This is a genomic window from Hafnia paralvei, assembly GCF_020150375.1.
In the GTDB taxonomy this organism is placed as follows: domain Bacteria; phylum Pseudomonadota; class Gammaproteobacteria; order Enterobacterales; family Enterobacteriaceae; genus Hafnia; species Hafnia paralvei.
Genome location: NZ_CP083737.1, coordinates 1,075,706 through 1,094,541, shown reverse-complemented (window position 1 = coordinate 1,094,541; position 18,836 = coordinate 1,075,706). Strand labels below are relative to the sequence as shown.

Here is an 18,836-nt window from a genome sequence, read left to right as displayed (position 1 = left end):
TAGGAAAAAGCTCAGACTTCGGTCTTAATGCTGTTCATTTAAGAGATCGAGATACACGGGGCTAGCACACCGCGGGGCGCTCCGGCAGCTAAAGCTGCTACGACCCCATCGGTGTACTTCCCCTAAAATCAGGCTTAACTGACAAGCATTAAGACTTCGGTCTGGGCTTTTTTATTGGTAACGATGATTTTTGAGTGTAATTTACCGCGATCTTTCTAGAGGTGTAGATTACGCGCAAAATGCGCACAGAGTGAGACTCTAAGGCGTAAACCATGACAAAAGGAAAATGTGGCACAATTAACCTTCTCCGTTGCATATTGCCATTAATGGCATGCCCCGACTTTGGGTGCTCGGAAAGCAATGAAGACAGCGCGATAAAGCGCTCATCCGTCGCAATCGCTACCTTAGCGCCAGCCTTGTGAACCAAAAAACGGAAAATAGACATTCTGTCGGCAACTGCCTGATTTCCCCAAAATACAGAATTCACAGCTTTCCCTGCCGTGCTAAGTCTTTCAGACTGCCCATTTCCGAATTCATTTGCTCGTCAGAAATAAACTCCATTTTCCCTGAATCATAATCGCTGAAAGCCTGTTCGATCAGCGTTTCAAGCTCCATATTGGCATTTTCTAACTGGAAGCGGCGCTCCTCATCAGCCAACGCCTCCACGCGTTCCCTCACTAACTCAGTTAGGCTCATCTTTTTACGCTCCGCAGCCTGCATCGCTAGACGTTTAGTCTCTTCATCAATGCGAAAATGAATAGTACTCATAATTGGCGGCTCTCATTTATAATTTGTGGTGTCATTTGTGGTGTCATTATGACCAAATAATAAACAATTACCAGTCCACTTTCCGTGCTGATGCAAGATATCTCGCTAGCTCAAGCGAGAAAACGGTAAACCTTAATTACAGCCAAGTTACATTCAGATTGGCAATGCGGTTCGCAAAACTCATAAAAAAGCCCCTGCAAGCGTACGCTCACAGGGGCTTTTTTATCTTATTGGGCCGCTTGATGCGGCCTCAGAAAATTACTGCATTAACAGATACAGAGAGTTATCACCGCGCAAAATATTCAGAGCCAGAACTGGTGGCTTAGAATCCATAATTTTACGCAGTTCACCCAAGTTAGCGACAGGCTGCTGGTTTACGCCCAGAATGATATCGCCTTTCTGTAGACCAACACGCGCCGCGGTTGAGCCTTTCTGCACATTGTCTACTTTAACGCCTTTAACTTTACCCGTTGTTACGTTGCTTAGCTCTGCCCCTTCAATCCCGGCAAAGACATTGCTAGACGCAACCTGAGCTTGTTGACTCTGCTCCAGCGTCACATCGATGCTGATTGGCTTACCATCGCGGATCAGACCCAGTTTCAATTTGCTGCCTACCGGCATAGTCCCGATTTCAGCACGGAACGATGCAAAGCTGGAAATAGGTTTGCCGTTCAGAGACACCACAACGTCACCCGCTTTAATCCCTGCTTTGGCAGCGGAAGATTTTGGCAGTACTTGGCTAATGAATGCGCCGCGCTGTGCATCAACCTTCATGGCCTTAGCCAGTTCAGAGTTCAACTCGGTACCCATAATGCCCAGCTCACCGCGTTTCACCTGACCAAATTCGACCATCTGACCGGTCAAGTTTTTCACCATGTTGCTTGGGATCGCAAAACCGATACCGATGTTACCGCCGTCTGGAGCCAAGATTGCGGTGTTAATCCCAATCAGCTCACCGTTCAAGTTCACCAACGCACCACCGGAGTTACCACGGTTAATCGCCGCGTCGGTTTGGATAAAGTTTTCGTAGTTCTCTACGTTCAGGCCGCTACGTCCCAACGCAGAAACGATACCCGAAGTCACGGTTTCACCCAGACCGTATGGGTTACCGATAGCCACGGTGTAATCCCCCACGCGCAACGCGTCAGAATCGGCCATCTTAATGGCGGTCAAATTCTTGGCATCTTTCAGTTGAATCAATGCAATATCGGTGCGCGGATCGGTACCAATCACTTTGGCTTCGTATTTGCGGCCATCGCTCAGTTGTACCTGAATTGAGTCCGCATTTTCTACCACGTGGTTATTCGTAGCAACATAACCTTTGGCTGCATCAATAATGACACCTGAGCCCAAGGCTTTAAATTTCTCTTTAGATGGGCCATTTGCGCCGCCCCCCTGACACATAGGTGAGCCGCTAAACGGTGAGCCATCCTGACAGAATGGTGAATTGTCACCGAAAAATTGCTGGAACTGCTGTGGCATACGCCCATTGTTATTCACGGTTGCACTGCCTTCCACGTTGATGCTCACCACCGATGGCATCACTTTCTCCAGCATGGGTGCGAGACTAGGTAGCTGCTGGCTGGTCACTGCCGACGCTGTTTCAGCGGCGCTGGCTGACATCGGGCTTAACGCCATACCCAAACTCAATGCTACTGCACTCAATACTAAAGTGGATTTTTTCATAGAATGTTTTTCTCTTGTATTATCAACGATAAATAATTTGAGGAACGCGTAACATCGCCAATGATGTACTTACTCATAAAGTAAGTCTGATACGAACGTTTTCAACGGTTCCCTAATGATCATCGGCAAATTAGCCGTGATATTTGTGCTTATTAAGAGTCGGATAAAACATTGAAGTTCCCTTTCAATCAGTCAAGAAAGCGTAAAAAATTATGGCCTGTCTTTACAAAACTCAACTTTATTCATCTATCCTATTATTCAGCTGCCATTAAACGGCGATATTCATCATATGCATAAAGATCGGTCATACCACTGATATAATCTTGAATTAAGCGGGCGCGGTAATAATACTCCCACACCATAAACTCATCAGGGCTTTGGACTTCTAATAACTCAAGCGCTTCACCATAGGCCAAACGATGTTTCACGGATAGCTTATGGAATAGCCGCGTTTCAATCGGGTAGCCGCGGTGGGTATCGTCCTTAACCAATTGGGCAAAGTCAGCCAGCGGCATTTGTAATAGCGGGCTGTAAATATCTAGCAAACCGCCGATAACGCGATACCCTTGCAACTCTAACTGTTCCACCTCGTGGTGGTTAAACACATGCTGAAAGGCGACTTTTTTAAATACGCTTAACAAATGATTAGCGGAATCAGAAGCCTCAAGCAGCGCCTGATTAAAACTGCCGTCCACTATCTGTGGGAGATTCTCTATAAAACGCCGTGCGGCATGCGGAACCAAAGCTTTAACCACGTTGACCCGTAGATACATAAAGAAAAGATCGTCGGTGCTGCGGTGCCCGTATTTTTCTTTTTGTCGCCGATAAGCCTCACCCACGGTAATATCAAACAGATCGCCCTTTTCTACCCGTCCCCATTCCGACTCTAAATAGGCTCTAAGCTGATCGACCGTTAGGATATTTTTCTCCACTGCATCTTCGAGATCAGCGACACAATAAGAAATATCATCAGCTGCCTCCATAATATAAGTCAGTGGAAAACGGTTAAACTCTTTCATTTCTAATTCTTGGCGCAGCCGTTGGATGAATTTTTCTTCAGCTAAATAATAACCCGGTTTCTTCATTAAATAATGATAGTTAGCGGGGACCTCTCCTTGCCAATAAGCTGGGCGGGTATATTTTAGTACGCAGGCGATTTGAGCATAGGTCAGATTCAGCTTCAGCAACGAATGCACTAAACGGATAGCCTGAGCGTTTCCCTCAAAGTAGCTGAGATCGGCCCGCACGCGGGTACGCAATGAATTAAGCTCAGAGTCACCGGCTTTTAGCCGTAGACAGGCCACCTGACAGCTCATTTCATCGGTGAGAAGATTCCCCTGAGTATCCACGCCTAAATGCTGACGAAACCAGTTATTTAACGCAGCCTCACCAAAATGGCCAAAAGGCGGATTGCCCACATCGTGCAGTAAACACGCCATTTCAACGATGCTTTCGAAGGGATCGATAAACAGCGCTAACCCCATTTCATTTAATCGATCGTGGCGGCGTAAATCATGCAGAATTTCTTTAGCTATATGGCGTCCTACCTGTTGGACTTCCATAGAGTGCGTCAGGCGGCTACGGACTGCGGCATTGCGTTCCAGCGGAAAAACCTGCGTTTTCTGCTGTAAGCGACGGATCGCCGCCGAGTTTACTATTCGCCCACGGTCGCTTTCAAACTGACGAATAATATCGTATTCATCCTCTACGTTGATCGGACTGCTGAAATAGCGTTGATAGTTAAACTTGTTGCTGAAATTGGTCACCGTCTGCGTCCTGTGTTGCCGAGCGTGAACATATATTGCTATTCACTAGTGATAACAATGCGCTACGTAAAATGCAAATCCAGCCAGAATCTTTGCGCTCGCATGTTAGACTAGTACAAGGCTTGAATGCCTCCAGTTCTAACTCACAATTTTGCAGGTATCATCATGAAAGTAGGCATCATTGGTGCAATGGAGCAAGAAGTTGCTGTGCTGCGCGACCGTATCGAAAACCGCCAAACTATGCAGCGTGCGGGCTGTGAAATCTATACCGGCACGCTGTACGGCGTGGAGGTCGCACTGCTGAAGTCTGGCATCGGCAAGGTTTCTGCCGCGATGGGAACCACGCTGTTGCTAGAACATTTCCACCCAGACGTGGTGATTAACACCGGCTCAGCAGGTGGTTTGGCAAGCACTCTGACCGTGGGCGATATCGTCGTTTCAGATGAAGTTCGCTATCACGACGCAGACGTTACCGCTTTTGGCTATGAGCCGGGTCAAATGGCTGGCTGCCCCGCCGCGTTTATCGCCGATGCGGATTTGATTGCGTTGGCTGAACGCTGCATCACGGCGCTAAACCTGAATGCAGTTCGCGGCCTGATTTGCAGCGGCGATGCCTTCATTAACGGCGCTGAACCTTTGGCCCGCATTCGTTCAACCTTCCCTAAAGTTGCTGCTGTAGAAATGGAAGCGGCCGCGGTTGCCCATGTATGCCATGCATTCAAAACACCGTTTGTGGTAGTTCGCGCGATTTCTGACGTTGCAGACAAAGAGTCTCACCTGAGCTTTGATGAATTTTTAGTTGTTGCCGCTCAGCAATCTTCGCTCATGGTTGAAGCCATGCTGCAAGAATTTGCCAAACGCGCGTGATCGAACAAAGATGAGACCTACCGTATGAAGCCTGTCTCTCGCCTATTTGGCGCTCTTTGGCTGCTGCTGTGTCTGCCGCTTTTTGCGGCAGACCGCGTGATTAGCCTCTCTCCCCATACTACCGAGATGGCCTACGCTGCTGGCTTAGGCGATAAAATGATCGCCGCGAGCGCGTATTCTGATTACCCACCGGCAGCGGAAAAACTGGAAAAAGTCGCCTCATGGCAGGGGATTAATCTGGAGCGTATTTTAGCGTTAAAGCCTGATTTGATCTTGGCATGGCGCGGTGGAAACCCACAGCGGGTTTTAGATCAGCTGTCGGGATTCGGTATCCCTATCTTTTATTCCGATCCCAAAACCATTGATGGTATTGCCGACGATCTCGATCGTTTAGCCACCTATAGCCCAACACCCCAGATCGCCCACGATGCAGCAAGCCATTTTCGTGATCAAGTGAAAGTGTTGCGTGAAAAATACCATCGCCCTCATCCAAGCCGCGTGCTCATGCAATTCGGCACTCAGCCGCTATTCACTACCTCTAAAGCAACAATTCAAAGCGATTTACTCTCACTGTGTGGTGCAACCAATATTTTTGCCGACAGCCCTGTTCCGTGGCCACAGGTAAGTCGGGAACAGGTGATTATGCGTAAGCCGCAGGTCATCGTAGTAAGCGGCTCACAAAAGCAGGTAGAAACCGTGAAGCAGTTCTGGCAACCACAGTTGAACGTTCCGGTCATCGCCATTAATGAAGACTGGTTAAACCGCAGCGGCCCGCGCATTATTCTTGCTGCACAGACGCTATGTGAGCAGCTAGATACTCTTTCCGTCAAAACTCCCCGCTAAGCTAGCAGTGATTAACCGCACTTTTCTCCCATTATTTTGGCAGAAAAGTGCTTAATTCTGTGTCTCCCCATAGAAACTCCTCAAAATTCAATGTATCTTATTGCATCATAAAAAACAAAATAACCAATTAAAACAATAAGTTAATCATATAACAATCACCTCATAAATTAGACTATTGCTACATAACACTGAGATTTAAACAGGGGAAACCAACCATGCTGGTGTATTGGCTGGATATTTTAGGTACGGCTGTATTTGCCATTTCAGGCGTGCTGTTAGCCGGCAAATTGCGAATGGATCCGTTTGGCGTCTTGGTGCTCGGCGTTGTTACCGCCGTCGGCGGCGGGACTATTCGTGATATGGCACTCGATCACGGTCCGGTGTTTTGGGTGAAAGATCCGACCGATCTTGTTGTCGCGATGATCACCTGTCTCGCCACTATTGTGTTAGTACGCCAACCGCGTCGTTTACCCAGTTGGATCTTGCCCGTTCTGGATGCCGTTGGCTTAGCGGTATTTGTGGGGATCGGCGTGAATAAAGCCTTTGCTGGTGGCGCGGGCCCGCTAATCGCCGTGTGTATGGGGGTGATTACCGGCGTAGGCGGTGGAATGATCCGCGACGTTCTGGCGCGCGAAATTCCGATGATCTTACGTACTGAAATTTACGCGACCGCCTGCATCATTGGCGGTATCGTTCACGTGACCGCCTACGCGACCTTCAACATGGAGTTGCAAAACGCCATGATGCTGGGGATGTTTGTCACCCTCGCGATCCGTCTCGCCGCCATCCGTTGGCACCTGAAACTACCGACATTTACCTTAGACAGCTAATTATGCCGACGCTGGATGGCGACGAGCCACCAGCGTAAATTTATAGTCATCAGTGCTAAAATAATTGCGGCTATATTCAAACAATCGACCATCGCTTAAATACCCCTTAGACACCTTTTCGAGAATAGGCTTATCGGCCGCTAATCCAAGTAGTTGGACCATTTCTTTAGACGGCATCCGCGGAATAATTTCCTGCTCGCTACGCTCAATAGATAGCTGTTTTACCTGCTCAATCCACACATATTTTGACCCTTCCATCACCTGAAAAGTGAGATCGGGAAACAGCGCCAGCGGCATCCACGTTTCTTCTAGCGTAACCGCTTTGTCACCCAGATAACGCAGACGTTTTATATACCAAACCCGTTCCCCTTCATTCAATGAAAGCTCTTCGGCCACAATCGGCTGTGGAGTCATCACCGTAAAAGTCAGTACGTCGCTGTGGGTATGAATATTATGGTTAATCAGTTTTTCATCAAAGCTAGTGAGCTGATAAATATCATAATTTACCTTAGCTTCTTTGACGTAAGTGCCACTTCCCTGAATGCTTTCCAATATCTGCTGTTCAACAAGCAACCGAATTGCCTGCCGCACCGTAACGCGACTGACAGAATACATCTCGCGTAGACGAGCCTCTGTTGGCAAAGCATCTCCCGCCTTCAATTCCCCCTTCTGAATTTTATTGCGAATATCATCAGCAATCTGACGATAAATCGGTTTGCTGCTGACTGATTGATGACTCACTAAAACCCCCATTCTCATTCCGATAACCACATTCTACCCACTATTTTGCTATCAACCACCTCTCTTAATACAAGTTGATACAAGTTTAATACGAATTATCTAATTAAGATCACAGACACCGCTAATAATTTTGCGTTCTACTGAAAACATGAATACAAATTAAATACAAATTATTCTCGCGGGAGTTTCTATGGATCTGATACACCTTACGTCACCGGAACTGATCGTCTTAAGGCAGTCATTTACGCATCGGGATGAAGCGCTGGATGCGCTAATTCAACGACTGGAGAGTCAGGGTATTCTCCATGATGCCAACGCATTTCGTACCGCAGTTATGCAGCGAGAAGCAGAAGGTCCAACGGCATTGGGTGAGTCGCTCGCCGTTCCGCATGGCAAATCAGACAGCGTACGCCAAGCCGCTTTTGCCATGGCAACGCTATGTCAGCCATTAGAGTGGGACGGTGTTGATGGCCCCGAGCCCGTTAGTTTGATCTTTCTGTTGGCGATACCCAGCGCTGAAGCGGGATCTACCCATATACAGTTGCTCACCACCCTAACCACCATGTTGGTGGATGACGAGGTGCGTAATGCGCTGATGCAGGCACAAACGCCTCAGCAAGTATTGGCGCTATTGTCTCGTACACCCGCAGAAAAAAGTCAGGTAGAAAACGATCTTTCGACTGCGGCGGCACCTTTAGTGGTCTGCGTTACCGCCTGTCCGGCGGGTATTGCTCATACCTATATGGCCGCTGAATATCTTGAAAAAGCGGGACGTGAACTTGGAATACGCGTTTTGGTCGAGAAACAGGGCGCCAATGGTGTGGAAGATCGCCTTGATGAGTCGCAGATCAAACAGGCTACCGCCTGCATTTTTGCCGCTGAAGTGGCAATAAAAGAATCTGAACGATTTGCAGCGTTACCCAAACTACAGGTTCCGGTCGCTGAGCCTATTCGCCATGCCAAGGCGCTTCTTCAACAAGCGATAACGTTGGCTGAACAGCCGGTTTCCACCGTCGAAACTCAGCCTAAACCGGGGTGGAAACAAGAGGTCAAACAAGCTCTCTTAAGCGGCATTTCATTTGCCGTTCCGCTAATTGTGGCCGGTGGCACCGTTTTAGCTGTCGCTGTATTACTGGCGCAGATGTTTGGTTGGCAGGATTTATACGCACAGAAGGATTCATGGCTGTGGATGTATCGCCAGCTTGGTGGAAATATGCTGGGAACGCTAATGGTTCCCGTACTCGCGGGATATATCGCATGGTCACTGGCAGATAAGCCCGCGTTAACACCGGGTTTTGTCGCCGGTATTTGTGCCAACCTGATTGGTGCCGGTTTTCTGGGAGGTGTGGCGGGCGGCCTCATTGCAGGCTATGTCATGCGTTGGGTGAAAAAGCATATTCGTTTAAGCCCAAACTTTAACGGCTTTCTCTCATTCTATCTGTATCCCGTCATTGGCACGCTGGTGGTGGGTAGCATTATGCTTTTCGTTATCGGCGAGCCAGTCGCATGGATTAACAATGGCCTGACCCACTGGCTGAATGGCCTATCTGGGACTAATGCCATTCTTCTCGGGGCGATAGTTGCCTTTATGTGTTCATTCGATCTGGGTGGACCGGTGAATAAAGCAGCCTATGCCTTCTGCCTTGGCGCAATGGCAAACGGTGTGTATGGCCCTTATGCCATTTTTGGGGCCACTAAAATGGTCTCTGCTTTTACCGTGACCGCCTCAACAATTATCGCCCCTCAGCTCTTCCGTAGCTTTGAAATTGAGACTGGAAAATCAACGTGGCTGCTGGGATTAGCCGGCATCACCGAGGGCGCCATTCCTATGGCGATTGAAGATCCGCTACGCGTTATTGGCTCATTCCTTCTGGGGTCGGTGGTTACTGGCGCCATCGTCGGAGGTGCAGGTATTGGTCTATCAACGCCAGGCGCCGGTATTTTCTCGTTGTTCCTACTTAGCGATAACGGGCTGGGCGGCATTTACGCAGCCCTACTTTGGTTCGGAGCTGCGCTGCTCGGCACCGTTATCTCGACGTTTAGCCTGCTGTTATGGCGTCGATATGCCTGCCAAAAAGGCTCATTTGCACCCGATATCAAATAACTGAATGCCATTGTTCCTTGAAAAAGGGACGAGATTGAGACTGAACTGGATAATATCTGATGACAAATTCCACGACCAAAACCACTTCTCGCGTACACATCACTCCGCATATGCATTGGGATCGCGAATGGTATTTCACCACTGAAGAGTCTCGTGTTTTGCTGGTGAACAACATGGAAGAAATATTGCAGCGCTTAGAGCAAGATGCTGACTATAAATTTTACGTTCTCGACGGCCAAACTGCGATTTTGGAAGACTATTTTTCAGTCTGTCCACATAATCGCGAACGAGTGAAAGCCTTAGTTCAGGCAGGAAAACTGATTGTTGGCCCTTGGTACACCCAGACGGATACGATGATGGTGAGTGCTGAATCGATCGTACGTAATCTGATGTATGGTATGCGCGATTGTCTGAGTTTGGGCGAGCCAATGAAAATCGGTTATTTACCGGATTCATTCAGTATGTCCTCACAGCTCCCCCATATCTTTAATGGTTTTGGCATCACACGCGCTATGTTCTGGCGCGGATGCTCCGAGCGTCACGGTACCGATAAAACCGAGTTCCTTTGGCAGAGCAATGACGGCAGCGAAGTCACCACGCAGGTTTTGCCGCTAGGTTATGCCATCGGTAAATATTTACCGTCAGATGAAGCTGGCCTTCGCGACCGACTAGATAAGTATTTTCCTGTTCTAGAACAGGCATCTATCACCAAAGATATATTGCTCCCTAACGGCCACGATCAAATGCCGCTCCAGCAAAATATTTTTGCTGTCATGGATAAGCTGCGTGAGATCTATCCCGATCGTGAGTTTATTCTCAGCCGCTTCGAAGAGGTTTTTGATCGGATTGAGGCCATTCACGATCAACTTCCTGTCCTGTGCGGCGAATTCAACGACGGCAAATACATGCGTGTGCACCGCACTATTTCATCCACCCGCATGGATATCAAACAGGCGCATGCCGCGATTGAAAATAAGATCGTGAATATCCTTGAGCCGCTGTGTGCTATCGCTTGGAGCCTAGGTTTTGATTATCACCACGGTTTGTTCGAAAAAATGTGGAAAGAGATCCTTAAAAACCATGCTCACGATAGTATTAGCTGCTGCTGCAGTGACAAAGTACACCAAGAAGTGATGTCACGTTTCATTCTAGCCGATGATATGGCCGAAAGCCTCATTCAGTTTACTCTGCGCAAAATCGCTGACAATTTACACAACCAGCACGAAATCAGTGACTCTCTCACCCTTTTCAACTTCTCGCCGTATGCGCGCGACGAGGTGATTAATACCACTATTCGCATTCGCGCCAACGCATTTCGTCTCACGGATAACGAAGGAAAAGAAGTTCCCTATTTCATTCGCGCCTCACGAGAAATTGATCCGGGCTTAGTCGATCGGCAAATTGTTCATTACGGTAACTACGATCCCTTCATGGAATTTGATATTCAGTTAGAGCGCCGCCTACCCGCCATGGGATATACCACGCTGCGGATAACTCAGGCTGATACGCAGCTCCTGTCCAACGAGGACAATCATGACCAGGCACTGGAGAATGCGTTTTATCGGATAACCGTGAATACGAACGGCTCGCTTAATATTTTCGATAAACAGGCCGACATACACTATGAGCAAGCGCTGTTGTTAGAAAACGGCGGCGATGATGGCGATGAATATGACTATTCACCTCCGCGTGAAGAATGGTTAATGACCTCTGAGCAAGCACAAGCGCAGACAGAATTTATTCATCAGCCATTGCAAAGCATCGCCGTTATTCAGTTCGCACAGCCAGTTCCTGCTTCGCTTGCAGAACGTGCAACTCATTGCGCTAGCCTGTCTATGCCTGTGACGCTATGCGTGACATTGGCAAAAAACAGTCGCCGTATCGACGTCGATATCACCTTAGAAAACCTCGCCGAAGATCATCGCCTGCGGGTGCTTATCCCAACGCCATTCCCAAGCCAAAACGTACTGGCGGATAATCCATTTGGCACCATGACTCGCCCTACCCGCGATCCTGCGATGCAGCACTGGGAACAGGACGGCTGGAAAGAGGCACCCATCCCTGTCTGGCAAATGCTTAATTTCGCCGCTCTGCAAGGTGATAACGCGGGTATGGCTCTGTTCACCCAAGGGTTACGTGAATTCGAAATTGTCGGTGAACAAAATGATACTTTCGCTCTCACGCTGTTCCGTTCCGTCGGGGTGTTAGGCAAAGAAGAGCTGTTGCTAAGACCTGGCCGTCCATCGGGTATAAAACTCCCCACGCCAGATTCACAGATGAAGGGAAAACATCATTTTCAGTTCGCCCTGTTCGGTTTTACTGGGACAGCATTAGAGGCTGGAGTTCCGCAGTTTGCCCGCGACTATCTCACGCCAATACGTTGTTATAACAAAATGCCGTACAACGCGATGAAGCTAAACCTTGCGCCTCATCAGATACCGCATCACTACAGCCTACTGGAAATGCCACGCATCGGTGTGATGCTCAGCGCATTGAAAAAAGCAGAAGATCGCGATGAGCTGATTATTCGTTGCTATAACCCAAGTGAACAGGCACCGGCTATGGGAGAAGTCAGCATTCATCCACAGACAATCCATTGGAGCGAAGCGGGAATGGATGAAATTCTACGGGAAGAAACTCAATATCAACCGGGAGACATGGGCAACTTTGCCCCGTGCCAATCGAAGACGTTCAGTTTTGCACTAAAAAAGTAATACCTTAGCCTAAGTTCATGAAACACAAACCTCATCCAACAACGTTGGATGAGGTTTTTTTGAGCTCATATGGCGCTGTGCTCACGTCATGACTTATGAAATAAAATCATCCCTTTGTGGCGTAAAGACATCAATCAAAGTCCCCGCTTCAACACATATACAGCCATGCATGACGTTAGGCTTTTTGTACAGCGTATCGCCAGCAGATACGCGATGAGTTTCATCGCCAACCGTAAAATCGAAAACACCAGACTTTACGTATGTGGTCTGTTCATGCGGATGATTGTGCATTGGGCCAACAGACCCCGCCTGAAAGCACACTTCTACCATCATCATGGTGCCACCATGAGCGAGAATTTTACGAGTAACACCTTCACCAACAGATTCGCTGACCATATTTTGGTTAAAAAAGAACATAATGCATTCCTTCTAATGCAAGAGCGATGGTGATTAATAGCCGCTTGCGGTAGTTATTTATATCAATACCAAGCCAAATTAGCTTAGTGTACAAGACCAAATGTATATTTAATGAAAGTAGATAAAATCGTGAAATCAGGATCGGCAAAGGTCACGCCTGTAGCACCTAAGTAGCTGAAAAGTGGCAGCACTAATGCCGGTAAGAAGCACAGCAATAGACCATTAACGAAGCTGGCAATGATGGCCCCACGAAGTCCCCCTGTTGCATTGCCAAAAATGGCCGCCGTACCACCACAGGTAAAACTTGCCAGAATACCCGGAACAATAATCGGTAACCCCAGCATAGGAAAAATAGCAATGCAGCACAGCTCCGCAAAGAAGCTGATAAGAAAACCGATCAATACGGCATTAGGTGATTTATCAAATAACACCATCGGATCTACAGCAGGAATCGAGCCGGGCGCAATGGTTTTTGAAATGCCTTTAAAAGCAGGTACAATTTCTTCGGCAAATAGCACCACACCTTTTTTAGCGATAAATAAGCCACCCGCAAAAATAGCTGATTTTTCTAATAGCCAGACCAGATAAGGCTTTTTCTCCATAATACTCGTTAAATATTCATGACTAGAGAAAAGAGAGGATATGCCTAGCAAACAGAACATCGTCAAAAAAGTAGCAACATCGGAATTCTTTAAGAAACTAAATTTATCGCTAACGTTCACATGCTCAACGTTAACCGAAGTATCCCCAAACCATTTTCCCAAGTAAGAAGCGATGAGGTAGGAACTGGATGCTGCATGCGCTATACAATATTCATTGTGCCCAATAATTTTTCGGCTAAATCTAGATAAAATTGTTGGAAATACAGCCATATATGCCCCAATAACAACTGAGCCGAAGATAATAGAAAATAACTCACTGTACCCTAGGCCAACAAGCGCAGCCGTTACAGAGAAAGCCATAAAAACAATTAAGTGTAGAGAGAGGTAAATTGATTTAAATCGTGTATATCGAGCCAAAAGTATATTGATGACCATCGCAAAGAAAAGAATAATCGCCGCTGGGCGGCCTAGGCGGTCGATGGTAAGAGCCATGATAGCCTCATTACTTGGTACTACCCCTCTCAAACCAAAGGCATTGGTAAAGAGGTCGCTAAACATGGTCAGTACGCCGCCGAGTATTCCGCCACCGGTTTTAATCAGCACAAAGCCCAAGAATGCTAATACGGTGCCTTTGATAATGACGGTGAGTTTTGCCCGTTGTAAACAGAGTCCACAAAATGCGATAAAAGCGATAATTATTGATGGAGTTCCAAAAACCTTTAATATGTAGTCCATAAAACGCCTTATTTTTAATATAATGATTAAATCGACCATCGTGTTTTTAAGACAATAGCATCCATTTCCACGATGGTTCTGAACCTGATAAGCCTGGTGTTATAAGAGTCAATTTCAAATGGCGGAAAAACAAAATCACTAAAATTAAAAAGATAAGCAGACAATATCAAACTATAATTTTGATATGACTATTTCATACTTAAGCGCTCTCATCGCCCCTGGTATTTTATAAAACCGAGTTGATTTATATCATCCATAATTTTGGAGGCAGTGTTCCCTCCCTACAGAAAAAGAGATAGAAATAAATCACTGGCTTAAATAATTTCATTAAGTCGATGTGCTGATTAATCTTAGGTTATATTTTTTAAGTATCTTTCAAATTTATCTCCATCACCGTAATACACAATCAAGTTTTAGTCTCACAGGAAGGCATTCTAGCAAAAGAGAACTATTATTTTGTGATGGCGATAACTAAACCAGCGTTTCAAAAACAATGAAACACCTATAATTAAGAAGACATCAAACTCACGACGATCGCAGCAGCAACCAACACCATCATCAGCTAAACTTCCTTGTGCGGATTACTATCAGCATATAACTCTTCTAATAGCAGAGCCCGACTCTCAGGCACGAAGCGTCGGATCATGAATTCTCGGTAATCCAATCACATACCGAGGAATACTGTTATGCAATTGAGTACTTATCTGTTCTTCGACGGCAACGCAGAACAAGCGCTAACGTTCTACACTCAGGCGCTTGGTGCTGAAGTTTTGCACAAAATACGGTTTGGCGAAGCGCCGGTCGATGATTCCCAATGTGCAACCACACCCCCATTTCCCGCCGATAAAATCATGCATGCGTCACTCAAGATCGGCGATGGCCTCTTGATGCTGAGCGACGGCAACATGTGCGCCGAGGAAAAAAAGCACGGCGGCTTTTCTGTCAGCCTGCATTCCAACGATTTAGCGCAGGGTAAAACATGGTTTGAAAGGTTATCTGTGGGGGCGAACGTGACAATGCCCTTTCAGGAGACATTCTGGGCATTAGGGTTTGGCATGTTAACCGATCGGTTCGGGATACCGTGGATGGTAAACGTGGAAAAAGAGATGGGGTAGTTTTGATAGGTCCCCCTCCCGATGCCCTTACAAAGAGAGTCATTGGCGAGGGGGACTCAAAGATTAAATACTAAAGGACGATCCACAACCGCAGGTGGTTTTTGCATTCGGGTTGGTGACGATAAAACGAGAACCTTCTAGGCCTTCGGTGTAGTCAACAGACCCGCCCACCAGATATTGCAGGCTCATTGGATCTACCACCAGCATAACGCCCTGTTTCTCAATGGTCATATCGCCTTCGTTCACCTTATCATCAAAGGTGAAGCCGTACTGGAAGCCGCTACAGCCGCCGCCAGTGATGTAGACTCGCAGTTTCAGATCCGGGTTTTCTTCGTCTGCGATCAGGACTTTTACTTTATTAGCTGCAGCTTCAGTGAACTGCAACGGCAGAGCCATATCTTCACTCATTTCTCACTCCCAAAACTCTGCTTTTCACAGAATGTTTCTACACAGCATGGCGATGTCAAAATACAGGTAGCGCTAAAAAGCCATGCTGATTTATGCGGTCATTATCTAATACCTGACTAATTCGTTCAAGTATTGCTCGTCGGTAACGACGTCTTTTCCGCTTCTTGTTGGGCCGCCTGCTCTTGTGCCTGTTCCTGACGCTTAAGCGTTCTTTCTAAGATGCAAGAATATAGCGGTTTGCCACCTAAAAACTGGGCCAATAGTGTAGCGCCAAGACAAGTAATGATCATCGGTAAAATGAGCTGATAGTTATCCGTCATTTCTAACACCAGCACAATGCCGGTGAGTGGAGCTCTGACCGTAGCAGCAAACAATGCCCCCATCCCAGCAATGGCAAACGCCCCCGCCTCTATGCCGTATTGTGGGAAAAGATGCGCACTTGCCATTCCAAATGCGGTCCCCAATAAAGTCCCCAGCGCCAGCATCGGTGCAAAGATGCCGCCAGGCGCACCGGAGCCAAAACACAGCAGCGTAGTCACTACGCGCGCGATAAAGATAAACAGCAGCATGCCGACGGTGTAGTTCCCCGCCGCCGCAATAGGAATCAGGTTAAAGCCCCCACCAGCAGCTTCTTGTTGAATTAGCCCTAACACTCCGCATAGCCCGCCAAGCACACCGCCGATAAGCACCAGCTTGCGCCAATCTCCGCCGTGCATGCGCATGAACATATCCTGAGCGCGAAAAACACCACGGTTAAACAGCACGCCAACGACGCCAAATACCATTCCCAAAATCAGATACAGCCATAGGGTGTTGATACCCACACTGCCGAGTTTACCCACCTCAATCACTGTGCGTTCGCCGTTGAAATAGCGAAAAACGACACAGGACATAATCACGCCGATAAATACCGCTTTGATAGAAATCAGGCTATAGCGGAACTGCGGACGCATCTCTTCAATAACGAATAAAATGCCTGCCAACGGCGCGTTAAACGCGGCAGTTAAACCCGCAGCGGCACCGGTTGCTAACAAACTGTGACGCGCCTCCGTACTACGAGCGCGAAAGAGATCGAACACCATCTGACCGAGGTTGCCGCCCATCTGCACAGTGGGGCCTTCTCGCCCGAGCACCATGCCCGCACCTAGTGTTCCCATCCCGCCGAAGAACTTCACGGGGATCACTCGCCACCAGCGTACGGGGCGTAAATTCTCCAATGCGCCCTCAATTTCAGGAATGCCAGAGCCTCCGGCTTCAGGAGCAAAGCGGCGCACCAAATAGTAGCCAAACATGGCTAACAGCGCAGAGCCGATAAACGCCATCGGCCAAACGATAATCCAGTAATCGGCCACATGTGCCAATCCACCTAAACGCTGTTGCTGCACCCAATCGACGCATTTTTCAAATGCCACGCCAATAAGCCCCGCCAGCGTCCCGACAACCGCCGCCATAAACAAGATTGCCACGGGAGTTTTATCGCGACGTAAAATTTGCAACATAACGTCACTACGGCGCAAACGCGTGGCAGACGGCAGAGAAGTGTGTTGTTCTTTCTGTGTCATAATCAGTCAACTAAAGCTGTGGTTGATAAGTAATACAAATAAAAGAGGCGCTATTCTACATGTCAAATGCGACAAAGTCCTCTTATGAGGAAAGTTGAATACTCCCTAAGGATAGTATGATGGATGAGATAAGAACGTTTGAATTCTGTTCAATCCCTTAGCTTGCGCTTTTCTTCATTTCATCTCTGCGGCGACTTCTTTAGAATAGACGCGACTTTTTACATTCAGCACAGGTCAGGAGCCGATTTATGAGTAAGTCTGAAAGTCTGTACGCTCAGGCAAAAGAGCTAATTCCGGGTGGCGTAAACTCCCCCGTTCGCGCCTTCACCGGCGTTGGTGGCGTGCCTTTGTTTATCGAGCGCGCAGATGGCGCTTACCTGTACGATGCCGATGGTAAAGCCTATATCGACTACGTTGGCTCATGGGGGCCAATGGTTCTCGGCCACAACCACCCAGCGATCCGCGAAGCCGTTCTGGAAGCCGTAGGCCGTGGTTTGAGCTTCGGCGCGCCGACGGAAATGGAAGTGAAAATGGCCCAATTGGTTACCGACTTGGTGCCAAGTATGGACATGGTTCGTATGGTGAACTCAGGGACCGAAGCCACTATGAGCGCCATTCGTTTGGCGCGTGGTTTTACCGGTCGCGACAAAATTATCAAATTTGAAGGCTGCTACCACGGCCACGCAGATCACCTGTTGGTTAAAGCGGGCTCCGGCGCACTGACGCTAGGCCAGCCAAACTCTCCAGGCGTTCCCGCTGACTTTGCTAAACATACGCTGACCTGCACCTATAACGACGTAGAATCTGTCATGCAGGCGTTCAAGCAATATCCTAACGACATCGCCTGTATTATCGTTGAGCCCGTCGCCGGCAACATGAACTGCATTCCACCTCTGCCTGAATTCCTTCCAGGTCTGCGTGAGCTGTGTGACCAATATGGCGCCTTGTTGATCATTGACGAAGTCATGACCGGTTTCCGCGTGGCACTAGCGGGAGCTCAGGATTATTACGGTGTAACACCAGATCTCACCTGCTTAGGGAAAATCATCGGTGGTGGTATGCCAGTGGGCGCATTTGGTGGTCGTCGCGATGTCATGGAAGCTCTGGCACCAACGGGCCCGGTTTATCAGGCGGGGACGCTATCAGGTAACCCGGTCGCGATGGCGGCTGGATTTGCCTGTCTGAATGAGATTTCTCAGCCGGGGATCTATCCACAGCTGACTGAGCTGACCGACAATCTGGCTTCCGGCCTGTTAAACGCCGCGCAAAAAGAAGGCATTCCATTAGTGGTTAACCACGTGGGCGGCATGTTCGGGATTTTCTTTACCGATCAAGAAACCGTAACCTGCTATGCCGACGTCACTCGCTGCGACGTAGACCGCTTTAAGCAGTTCTTCCATCTGATGCTGGAAGAAGGCGTGTACTTCGCACCATCAGCGTTTGAAGCGGGCTTTATGTCATTGGCGCATTCTCAGGAAGATATCCAAAAGACCATCGACGCCGCGCGCCGCTGTTTTGTGAAGATGAAGTAATCTTTATCCATTAAGTAGCCGCACAATGCGGCTACTTAAATATGCAGCGTGAACGCTTCAAAGTCGCGCGTTAAGAAGATATCAGGAACGTTTTACCTGCCCCCCTCCTCCTCGAAGTTTTCAAGCACTGGCTTCATTCTCGATCG

16 protein-coding genes are annotated in these 18,836 nt (G+C 48.0%); 7 read left to right on the top strand and 9 right to left on the bottom strand.

What is annotated here, in order from left to right; genetic code table 11:
- Positions 1–148: 148 nt before the first annotated feature.
- The 4 genes from K9N75_RS04960 to dgt all read right to left on the bottom strand — a co-directional run bounded on the left by K9N75_RS04960 (position 149) and on the right by dgt (position 4,220).
- Entirely contained in the window at positions 149–487 is a 339-nt protein-coding gene (locus tag K9N75_RS04960) for a type II toxin-antitoxin system RelE/ParE family toxin (RefSeq protein ID WP_008812523.1), read from the bottom strand.
- Positions 484–768, bottom strand: coding sequence for a hypothetical protein (locus K9N75_RS04955; protein ID WP_004847375.1), 285 nt, complete (start codon positions 766–768; stop codon positions 484–486). The genes K9N75_RS04960 and K9N75_RS04955 overlap by 4 nt, the downstream gene beginning before the upstream one ends.
- Before the next feature lie 258 nt (positions 769–1,026).
- Positions 1,027–2,454 (bottom strand): serine endoprotease DegP, encoded by a 1,428-nt coding sequence (degP, locus tag K9N75_RS04950; RefSeq protein ID WP_008812522.1) that lies wholly within the window; start codon positions 2,452–2,454, stop codon positions 1,027–1,029.
- 254 nt (positions 2,455–2,708) lie between these two features.
- Positions 2,709–4,220, bottom strand: coding sequence for a dGTPase (gene dgt / locus K9N75_RS04945; RefSeq protein ID WP_114446073.1), 1,512 nt, complete (start codon positions 4,218–4,220; stop codon positions 2,709–2,711).
- 165 nt (positions 4,221–4,385) lie between these two features.
- Here dgt and mtnN point away from each other — a divergent pair, with 165 nt between their 5' ends.
- The 3 genes from mtnN to K9N75_RS04930 all read left to right on the top strand — a co-directional run bounded on the left by mtnN (position 4,386) and on the right by K9N75_RS04930 (position 6,760).
- Positions 4,386–5,087, top strand: coding sequence for a 5'-methylthioadenosine/S-adenosylhomocysteine nucleosidase (gene mtnN, locus K9N75_RS04940; RefSeq protein ID WP_224452285.1), 702 nt, complete (start codon positions 4,386–4,388; stop codon positions 5,085–5,087).
- A gap of 24 nt (positions 5,088–5,111) precedes the next feature.
- The gene (gene btuF, locus K9N75_RS04935; RefSeq protein ID WP_048797689.1) at positions 5,112–5,930 is read left to right on the top strand and encodes a vitamin B12 ABC transporter substrate-binding protein BtuF; all 819 of its coding nucleotides are present in this window, start codon (positions 5,112–5,114) and stop codon (positions 5,928–5,930) included.
- A 215-nt stretch (positions 5,931–6,145) separates the two neighbouring features.
- Positions 6,146–6,760 (top strand): TRIC cation channel family protein, encoded by a 615-nt coding sequence (locus K9N75_RS04930; protein ID WP_008812518.1) that lies wholly within the window; start codon positions 6,146–6,148, stop codon positions 6,758–6,760.
- Here K9N75_RS04930 and K9N75_RS04925 read toward each other — a convergent pair whose 3' ends face one another.
- The gene (locus K9N75_RS04925; RefSeq protein ID WP_048797690.1) at positions 6,761–7,513 is read right to left on the bottom strand and encodes a GntR family transcriptional regulator; all 753 of its coding nucleotides are present in this window, start codon (positions 7,511–7,513) and stop codon (positions 6,761–6,763) included.
- A 178-nt stretch (positions 7,514–7,691) separates the two neighbouring features.
- Between K9N75_RS04925 and mngA the strand changes: the two genes are divergently transcribed.
- The gene (gene mngA, locus K9N75_RS04920) at positions 7,692–9,605 is read left to right on the top strand and encodes a PTS 2-O-a-mannosyl-D-glycerate transporter subunit IIABC (RefSeq protein ID WP_061059150.1); all 1,914 of its coding nucleotides are present in this window, start codon (positions 7,692–7,694) and stop codon (positions 9,603–9,605) included.
- A 59-nt stretch (positions 9,606–9,664) separates the two neighbouring features.
- A complete protein-coding gene (mngB, locus tag K9N75_RS04915) occupies positions 9,665–12,319 on the top strand; it encodes a mannosylglycerate hydrolase (RefSeq protein ID WP_224452284.1) in 2,655 nt (884 codons plus the stop codon).
- A gap of 93 nt (positions 12,320–12,412) precedes the next feature.
- On the opposite strand, the gene K9N75_RS04910 is transcribed toward mngB, so the two are convergent.
- Both K9N75_RS04910 and ulaA read right to left on the bottom strand, forming a co-directional pair.
- On the bottom strand, positions 12,413–12,736 hold the full coding sequence (locus K9N75_RS04910; protein WP_166712984.1) for a cupin domain-containing protein: 324 nt from the start codon (positions 12,734–12,736) through the stop codon (positions 12,413–12,415).
- Between the two features lie 83 nt (positions 12,737–12,819).
- Positions 12,820–14,073, bottom strand: coding sequence for a PTS ascorbate transporter subunit IIC (gene ulaA, locus K9N75_RS04905; RefSeq protein ID WP_166712983.1), 1,254 nt, complete (start codon positions 14,071–14,073; stop codon positions 12,820–12,822).
- Between the two features lie 686 nt (positions 14,074–14,759).
- Between ulaA and yjdN the strand changes: the two genes are divergently transcribed.
- Positions 14,760–15,188, top strand: coding sequence for a VOC family metalloprotein YjdN (gene yjdN / locus K9N75_RS04900; protein ID WP_008812513.1), 429 nt, complete (start codon positions 14,760–14,762; stop codon positions 15,186–15,188).
- 63 nt (positions 15,189–15,251) lie between these two features.
- Here the strand turns inward: yjdN and erpA are convergent, their stop codons facing one another.
- Together erpA and clcA are read right to left on the bottom strand one after the other, a co-directional pair.
- The gene (gene erpA / locus K9N75_RS04895) at positions 15,252–15,596 is read right to left on the bottom strand and encodes an iron-sulfur cluster insertion protein ErpA (RefSeq protein WP_004847400.1); all 345 of its coding nucleotides are present in this window, start codon (positions 15,594–15,596) and stop codon (positions 15,252–15,254) included.
- Between the two features lie 125 nt (positions 15,597–15,721).
- Positions 15,722–17,158, bottom strand: coding sequence for a H(+)/Cl(-) exchange transporter ClcA (gene clcA, locus K9N75_RS04890; RefSeq protein WP_008812512.1), 1,437 nt, complete (start codon positions 17,156–17,158; stop codon positions 15,722–15,724).
- Between the two features lie 248 nt (positions 17,159–17,406).
- On the opposite strand from clcA, the gene hemL reads away from it, so the two are divergent.
- Positions 17,407–18,690 (top strand): glutamate-1-semialdehyde 2,1-aminomutase, encoded by a 1,284-nt coding sequence (gene hemL, locus K9N75_RS04885; protein WP_004847413.1) that lies wholly within the window; start codon positions 17,407–17,409, stop codon positions 18,688–18,690.
- Positions 18,691–18,836: the final 146 nt, after the last annotated feature.